The organism is Bifidobacterium sp. LH_743, from assembly GCF_056355775.1.
In genome coordinates this window covers 1-1,479 of sequence record NZ_JBKESZ010000019.1, presented here as the reverse complement: position 1 = coordinate 1,479, position 1,479 = coordinate 1, and the positions used below count along the sequence as shown (strand labels likewise).

Genomic DNA, 1,479 nt, shown 5'->3' with positions numbered 1-1,479 from the left:
TGAACCGCACCCCGATTGTTGGACTGAAGAAATTCAGATTCAATGATCGGAGGTGCGGTTCTTTCGTATGCGCGAGGATCGAAGGAAACACTACGACGACGGGTTCCGGCGCGAGGCACTGGAACTCATCAAGGCAGGAGCCGGCAAGGACACGCTCGCCAGACGGCTTGCCATGCCCCGGCAGACCGCGGAAAAATGGATCATACTATACAGGTCCGGCGGCGAGGAGGCGGTCATGGGAGGCAGCGGCAGCAGACGCTACGACTGGGAGACGAAGGTCGCCGCGGCGCGCGACCACGTCGAGAACGGCATGACCAAGACGGAGGTCATGGCCAGGCACGGGATCGCGAGCATCGCGTCCCTGGAACGCTGGTGCCGCGAATACCGGGCCGGAGGGCCGGAGGCGCTCAGGCCGAGGCCCAAGGGCAGGCCGAAGGGCGCGAGATCCAGACCGAGACCCAAACCGACGCGCGAGCAGGAGCTCGCCGAGGAGGTCGCCTACCTGAAGGCGAAGGTCGCGTACCTGGAAAAACTCCGGGCCCTGCGGGCGCAGAAGTCACGAGGCGCGAGCGGAGCGCCGTCGTCCGACTGCTCGCGGGGCGGGGACACCGGCTCGACCAGCTCCTGAGGATCGCGGGGCTGGCCAGATCCACGTACTTCTACCACCTGTCGCACCCGGAGCGTGTGACGCGGCCCGATCTCGAGCCGTTGGTGCGCGAGATCTGGGGACGCACGCCGAACGGGTGCGGCCACCGGCAGGTGCGCATGTGCCTGGTCCACGAGTTCGGACGGAGGGTGTCGGCCAAGAGCGTGCTCGTGGTCATGCGGCGCATGGGACTGAGATGCGCCATCCGCTCCAGGAACCCGTGGAAGCGCTACAACTCGTACAGGGGCGATACGGGAGGCCGCGTGCGCAACCTTCTCAAACGCGACTTCGACGCGGACCGTCCGTTCGTCAAGCTCGGGACCGACGTCACCGAGTTCAAGGTCGCGGGCGGCAAGGCGTACCTCGCGCCCGTGTACGACATGGCCAGCAAGGAGATCGTGGCCTGGGACGTGAGCAGGCATCCCGACATGGACCAGCAGAAGCGCCTGCTCGCCATGCTCGCGGAACGCCTGCCGGCCGGCGCGGAGCCGATCCTGCACAGCGACATGGGATGGCAGTACCAGCACCGGTGGTGGAGGGACGAGCTCGAACGCCTCGGCATCCGCCAGTCCATGAGCCGCAAGGGCAACTGCCTGGACAACGCCGCGACCGAGCAGGTGTTCGGACACCTGAAGGACGAGTTCTACCGCGGCCGCGAGTTCGGCTCGTACGAGCAGTTCAAGCGCGAGCTGGACGCGTACATCGTGCACTGGAACACCAGACGACGCCAGATACGACTCGAGGGACGCACCCCGGAGGAGTTCCGGGGCATGTCCCTCGCGGTCTAGGGCTGTATCCTAATTAACAGCGTCCAACAATCGGGGCGCAGTTCA

At 66.0% G+C, this 1,479-nt stretch carries 2 protein-coding genes; both read left to right on the top strand.

Features of this window, described 5'->3' with window-relative positions; genetic code table 11:
• The first annotated feature begins 67 nt into the window (after positions 1 to 67).
• Entirely contained in the window at positions 68 to 628 is a 561-nt protein-coding gene (locus tag AC1ATL_RS10680; protein ID WP_476570211.1) for a transposase, read from the top strand.
• The gene (locus tag AC1ATL_RS10675; protein ID WP_476570212.1) at positions 589 to 1,434 is read left to right on the top strand and encodes an IS3 family transposase; all 846 of its coding nucleotides are present in this window, start codon (positions 589 to 591) and stop codon (positions 1,432 to 1,434) included. The genes AC1ATL_RS10680 and AC1ATL_RS10675 overlap by 40 nt, the downstream gene beginning before the upstream one ends.
• Positions 1,435 to 1,479 lie beyond the last annotated feature (45 nt).